The organism is Betaproteobacteria bacterium (assembly GCA_016791345.1).
GTDB lineage: Bacteria > Pseudomonadota > Gammaproteobacteria > Burkholderiales > JAEUMW01 > JAEUMW01.
In genome coordinates, this window is record JAEUMW010000397.1 from 1 (window position 1) to 5,319 (window position 5,319).

A 5,319-nucleotide genomic window follows, 5' to 3' on the forward strand; every position below is an offset into this window, starting at 1 on the left:
GGTCGAGATTGGTGACCAGCACGGCGTACTCATAGCCGGTCACGCGTTTGCCGCCCTTGCGGTCGGTCTCGACGAAACCGAGCAGCCCCTGAGCGTTGTCTGGCGCTGCCAGCAACAGCTCGCCCGTGAGCGCACGGCGCAAGACGATCACGCGCCGCTCGGTCGGCCATCCGGCCAGTCGCAGACGACCGTCCTTGCCTTCCCAGCCCTGACCGGCATTGTTCCAGCCAGCATCCCAGAACACGCGCTCGATGTGGCGCTTGACGTTCTTCGACAGCCGCAGCTTGAACAGATAAGGCTGCTGCCGAGCCTCCAGCGGGGCCATGAGGGTGTGCGCGCCCAAGCCGCAGTCCCCGCGCACGATCTTGGGCCGCCGCTGCGCGGGGAGCGTGTCGAGGATCTTCAACAGCCCCGGGAGACTGTGGCTACCCGAGTGTTCGTTACCGGCACGCACTTCGGCGCCCACCACCAGACGCAGGCCTGCCATGAGGTAGGTGTGATAGGTGTGCGACGGGCGGCCCGGCCTCTTCGGGTTGTAGGAAACGACCGCATCCTCCTGCTTGCCATAGAGCGGCTTGACGGTGGTGTCCACGTCGAGAATCCACGGCGCATCGAGCAGAGGCGCCACGCTCTGGTCCAGGTGAGCGTCCAGCCAGGCCACGCCCTCGGCTTCGGGGGTGGCACTCAGCGCCCGACGCAGCGCGTCCTCGCTGATCACCTTGCTCATCCCCAACAGTCCCGGATTGATCCCATCGCAGCGGATCCCGGTCACATGCGAATAGCGCTTGTGGCCCGAGAGAATCGACAGCATCCAGGTGCCCAGAATCTCCGCCTTGCTCGGGGCGTTCGGGCTGGCATAGGCCAGCGGGTAGCCTTCCTGCCAACGCGACCACAACCCGGTCAATGTCAGAAATTCGATGAAGTACGCCAGCTGACCCATCGGCGTGGCCGCGCTCTCGCTCTCCCAGCGCACTTGCACTCGGCCGCCGACCGTCTGCAAGCCACCGCCCGGATTCAGCCTCGTCAGCACCTCCATTCGCTTCAACTTCGACTCACCCATCGGGTGACCCCCACCAGAGTCTCGAAAACCACAGCCTGCCTCATTCTCAGGTCGATCGCATTCGATCAAATGAGGCTTCTAGGATTATGGGTTATACGCGTTCACGCACTTCCAGAATCGCAACGCGGGCTTATTCGAAGGAGACTGCCTCCCATTTCGTAGACGAACGCGGATTCCGCTTCAGCGGCGGATCGCTGGACGGGGTAGATTGAAACGTGCAAAGCAGCCGTGGGTTCTCAGCCATTCGGTTGGCTACGCGGGAGATCTTGCGCTTGCCGCGCGCGCCTCGCCGCGTTCAATAGGTCTCCACCCTAACGAACCGACATCCCGGCAGCATTCATACCGAGTTTGACCAGCCACGCGACCACGGCGAGCGCCGCGACGCCCGCGATCCAGAAGACGACGAGCCAGCCGATGCGCGCCAGCCACCTGCCGGGCGAACGGTCGTGCATCAGTGGTGGTAGCCCTCGCCGTGGCGCACCTTGCCGCGGAACACCCAGTAACCCCACGCCGTGTACATGAGGATCATCGGCGTGATCAGTAGGGCCCCGACCAGCGCGAATCCGAGGCTCTGCGGCGGTCCGGCGGCCTCCCAGATGGAGATGTCGGGCGGAATGATGTTCGGCCAGAGGCTGATGCCGAGCCCGCTGTAGCCGAGAAAGACGAGCGCCAGCGTCAGTACGAAGGGCGCTGCGTGAGCATCGCCGCGCAGCGTTCTCAGCAACTGCCACGTGACGAGCGTCACGAGCGCCGGGACCGGCGCGAACCACAGCAGATTGGGCAGCGTGAACCAGCGCCGTGCAATCTCTTCGTGGGCAAGCGGCGTCCAGATGCTGATCACGGCGATGAAAGCCAGCAGCACCATCGCCAAGGCGCGGGCGACGGACCGCATGCGCTGCTGCAGCGAGCCGTCGGTCTTCATGACGAGCCAGGTGGCTCCGAGCAAGGCGTAGGTGGCGACGAGCCCGCAACCGGTGAAGAGCGAAAACGCCGTCAGCCAGTCGAGGGTGCCCCCTGCGAACTGCCCGTTCCTGACCGGCACACCGTCGATGTAGCCACCCAGGGTCACACCCTGGAAGAAGGTCGCCGTGACCGAGCCGCCGATGAACGCCTGATCCCACATGCGGCGCTTGCCGGGTAACGCCTTGAAGCGGAACTCGAACGCGACGCCGCGGAAGATGAGGCCGATCAGCATCAGGATCAACGGCAGGTAAAAGGCGCTCAACACGACCGAGTAGGCGAGCGGGAAGGCCGCAAGCAATCCGGCGCCGCCGAGCACGAGCCAGGTCTCGTTGCCGTCCCACACCGGCGCGACCGTGTTCATCATCACGTCGCGGTCCTCCTTGGCGTCGAAGAACGGGAAGAGGATGCCAATCCCCAGATCGAACCCGTCCATCGCCACGTACATCATCACCCCGAAGAGGATGATGATCGCCCACAGCAGCGGCAGATCGATGCCCATGGTCATGCTCCCGGAGCGGGTGCGAGGTCGCGGTTGCGTGCGGTGCTCTCCGGTGCCGCCGAGAGCGGCCGGCCCGGATGGCGTGGCCGTCCCGGTCCGCCCTCCACGGGTTCTCCGGCTTCGTCGGTCACTGGCCCCTTGCCTATCAATCGCAGCAGATACGCGGTGCCGGCGCCGAATACCGCGAAATAGACGAGGACGAAGAGTGCGAGACTGATGGAAAGCTGCGTTGCGCTATGCGCGGAGACGCCTTCGGCGGTACGCATCAGTCCCTGAATGATCCACGGCTGGCGGCCGATCTCGGTGGTGAACCAGCCGGCGAGCATGGCGATGAGCCCGCTCGGCGCCATCAGCAGGGCGCAGCGCAGGAAGGGCCGCGAGCGGTGAAGGCGCCCGCCGCGGCGCAGCCACAGCCCGGCGAGAGCGAGCGCGATCATCAGGAAGCCCAGGCCCACCATCACGCGAAAAGTCCAGAACACGATCGTCGAGTTGGGTCTGTCGGCAGGCGCGAAGTCCTTCAGGGCCGGGATCTCGCCGTCCCAGCTGTGTGTCAGCAACAGGCTGCCGGCGCGCGGAATCTCGATCTTGTAGCGCGTGATCTCGGCCTGCATGTCGGGCCAGCCGACGAGGATCAGCGGGACGCCTTCGCCCGGATGGTTCTCCCAGTGGGCCTCGATCGCCGCCAGCTTTGCCGGCTGGTGTTCGAGCGTGTTGAGGCCGTGCGCGTCGCCGATGAACGCCTGCAGCGGTGCCGCCGCGAGCAGCATCCACATCGCCATCGAGAGCATCACACGCACGGGTTCGCTGTCGCGCCCGCGCAGCAGGTGCCACGCAGCGCCGCCGCCGACCATCAGTGCCGTCGCGAGGAAGGCCGCCGTCACCATGTGCGCGAGCCGGTACGGGAACGAGGGATTGAAGATGACGGCGATCCAGTCGACCGGCACGACCCGTCCGTCGATGATCTCGTGGCCCTGCGGCGTGTGCATCCAGCTGTTGGACGCAAGAATCCACGTGGCCGAGATCAGCGTGCCGACGGCGACGGCGACGGTCGACAGAAAATGCAGACCGGGTCCGACGCGGGAGAGGCCGAACAGCATCACGCCGAGGAACCCGGCTTCGAGAAAGAATGCCGTCAGCACCTCGTAGGTCAGCAGCGGGCCGGTGACGCCGCCCGCAAAGCGCGAGAACTCGCTCCAGTTGGTGCCGAACTGGTAGGCCATCACCAGGCCCGAGACCACACCCATGCCGAAGGCCACCGCGAATACCTTCAACCAGAAGTGATACAGGTCGATGTAGACACTGCGTGCGGTTCGCAGCCAGAGGCCTTCGAGCACAGCGAGATAGCTCGCCAGGCCGATCGTCAGCGCCGGGAAGACGATGTGAAACGAGACCGTGAAGGCGAACTGGATGCGCGCGAGCAGGAGGGCTTCCATGGCGATCGTGTGCGGTCAGCTGGGGTGTGACCCTCCCGGGCAGGCAGGGTTGCGCGTCAGTGCAGCTTCACGTGCGGCTCGGTGCGCCGCGTGATCATCCGCGCCAGCGTGTCGAGCGCGACCTTGGCGGGTCCGTGCAGCGCGTACTCGTGCATCTTGTAGAGCGACAGGTACATCATCCGCGCGAAATAGCCCTGGATGGTGAGACTGCCGCCGATGAGTCCGCCCATGAGGCTGCCCACGGTGGAATATTCGCCGAGCGAGACGAGCGAGCCGAAGTCCTGGTAACGCCAGTGCTGCAGCGGCTCGCCGGCAATCTGCCGCCGTATCTGCTTCAGAAGGAAGGAGGCCTGCTGGTGGGCTGCCTGAGCGCGCGGCGGGACGTTGCCCTCCTTGTCTGGCAAGGGACAAGCAGCGCAGTCGCCGAGGGCAAAGATGTTGTCGTCGCGCGTGGTCTGCAGCGTGTCGCGCACCTCGAGCTGGTTGATGCGATTGGTCTCGAGGCCATCGAGATCCTTGAGGAAGTCCGGCGCCTTCACGCCGGCCGCCCACACCACCAGCTCCGCCGGTATCAGTTCGCCGCTCGCAAGCCGCACTCCGCGTTCGGTCACCTCCGCCACGCGTGAAGACTTCCGCACCACCACCCCGAGCCCGACGAGCAGACCCTCGGCGGCCTCGGACAGGCGCGGCGGCAGAGCGGGGAGGATGCGATCTGCCGCCTCGATCACGTACAGCCGGATGTCCTCTTTCGGATCGATGCGGTCGAGGCCGTAGGCGACGAGCTGCCGCGTCGAATTGTGCAGTTCCGCCGCAAGCTCGACGCCGGTGGCGCCGGCGCCGATGATCGCGACCTGCAGCTGATGCTCGGCGAGCGGCTCGTGCTGGGCGTGGGCCCGAATCAGCGCATTGACCAGTCGACCGTGAAACCGCTTCGCCTGCGGCGGCGTGTCGAGCTGGATCGCATGCTCCTTGACGCCGGGCGTGCCGAAGTCGTTGCCGAAGCTGCCGACGGCGATGACCAGCGTGTCGTAGGGGATCACCCGCTCCGGCGTCACCTGCCGGCCTTCGTCGTCGACGAAGGGTGCCACGCGCACCTCGCGACGGGTGCGGTCGAGCCCGGTCATCTCGCCGACGCGATAGACGAAGTGGTGCCAGTGCGATTGCGCGAGGTAGTCGAGCTCGTGCACGCCGAGGTCCATGCTGCCGGCGGCGATCTCGTGCAGCAGCGGCTTCCACAGGTGGGTGCGCGCCTTGTCGATCAGCGTGACGTGCGCCTTGCCGCGCTTGCCGAGCTTGTCGCCGAGCTGGGTCGCAAGCTCCAGCCCGCCGGCGCCGCCGCCGACGATGACGACGCGATGCGCTCC

The 5,319-nt window shown here is 66.1% G+C and carries 5 protein-coding genes; all 5 read right to left on the reverse strand.

Going from position 1 to position 5,319, the window contains the following annotated elements; translation table 11 throughout:
- On the reverse strand, nucleotides 1-1,060 hold a 1,060-nt coding region (locus JNK68_15205), incomplete at its 3' end, for a transposase (GenBank protein ID MBL8541692.1).
- Between the two features lie 311 nt (nucleotides 1,061-1,371).
- Nucleotides 1,372-1,512 carry a DUF2474 family protein gene (locus JNK68_15210; protein ID MBL8541693.1) on the reverse strand — a complete coding sequence of 47 codons (141 nt, stop codon included), beginning with the start codon at nucleotides 1,510-1,512 and terminating at the stop codon, nucleotides 1,372-1,374.
- Nucleotides 1,512-2,522, reverse strand: a complete 1,011-nt coding sequence (cydB, locus tag JNK68_15215; protein ID MBL8541694.1) for a cytochrome d ubiquinol oxidase subunit II — start codon at nucleotides 2,520-2,522, stop codon at nucleotides 1,512-1,514. Before cydB ends, JNK68_15210 begins: the two co-directional genes overlap by 1 nt.
- 2 nt (nucleotides 2,523-2,524) lie before the next feature.
- The gene (locus JNK68_15220; GenBank protein MBL8541695.1) at nucleotides 2,525-3,955 is read right to left on the reverse strand and encodes a cytochrome ubiquinol oxidase subunit I; all 1,431 of its coding nucleotides are present in this window, start codon (nucleotides 3,953-3,955) and stop codon (nucleotides 2,525-2,527) included.
- 56 nt (nucleotides 3,956-4,011) lie between these two features.
- Nucleotides 4,012-5,301: an NAD(P)/FAD-dependent oxidoreductase gene (locus JNK68_15225; protein ID MBL8541696.1), complete on the reverse strand. Its 1,290-nt coding sequence runs from the start codon at nucleotides 5,299-5,301 to the stop codon at nucleotides 4,012-4,014.
- Between the last annotated feature and the right edge of the window lie 18 nt (nucleotides 5,302-5,319).

Bases quoted from the DNA above. Each gene is read 5' to 3' on its own strand.
- JNK68_15210 (MBL8541693.1), bottom strand. From the start codon at position 1,512: ATGCACGACCGTTCGCCCGGCAGGTGGCTGGCGCGCATCGGCTGGCTC.
- cydB (MBL8541694.1), bottom strand. From the start codon at position 2,522: ATGGGCATCGATCTGCCGCTGCTGTGGGCGATCATCATCCTCTTCGGG.
- JNK68_15220 (MBL8541695.1), bottom strand. From the start codon at position 3,955: ATGGAAGCCCTCCTGCTCGCGCGCATCCAGTTCGCCTTCACGGTCTCG.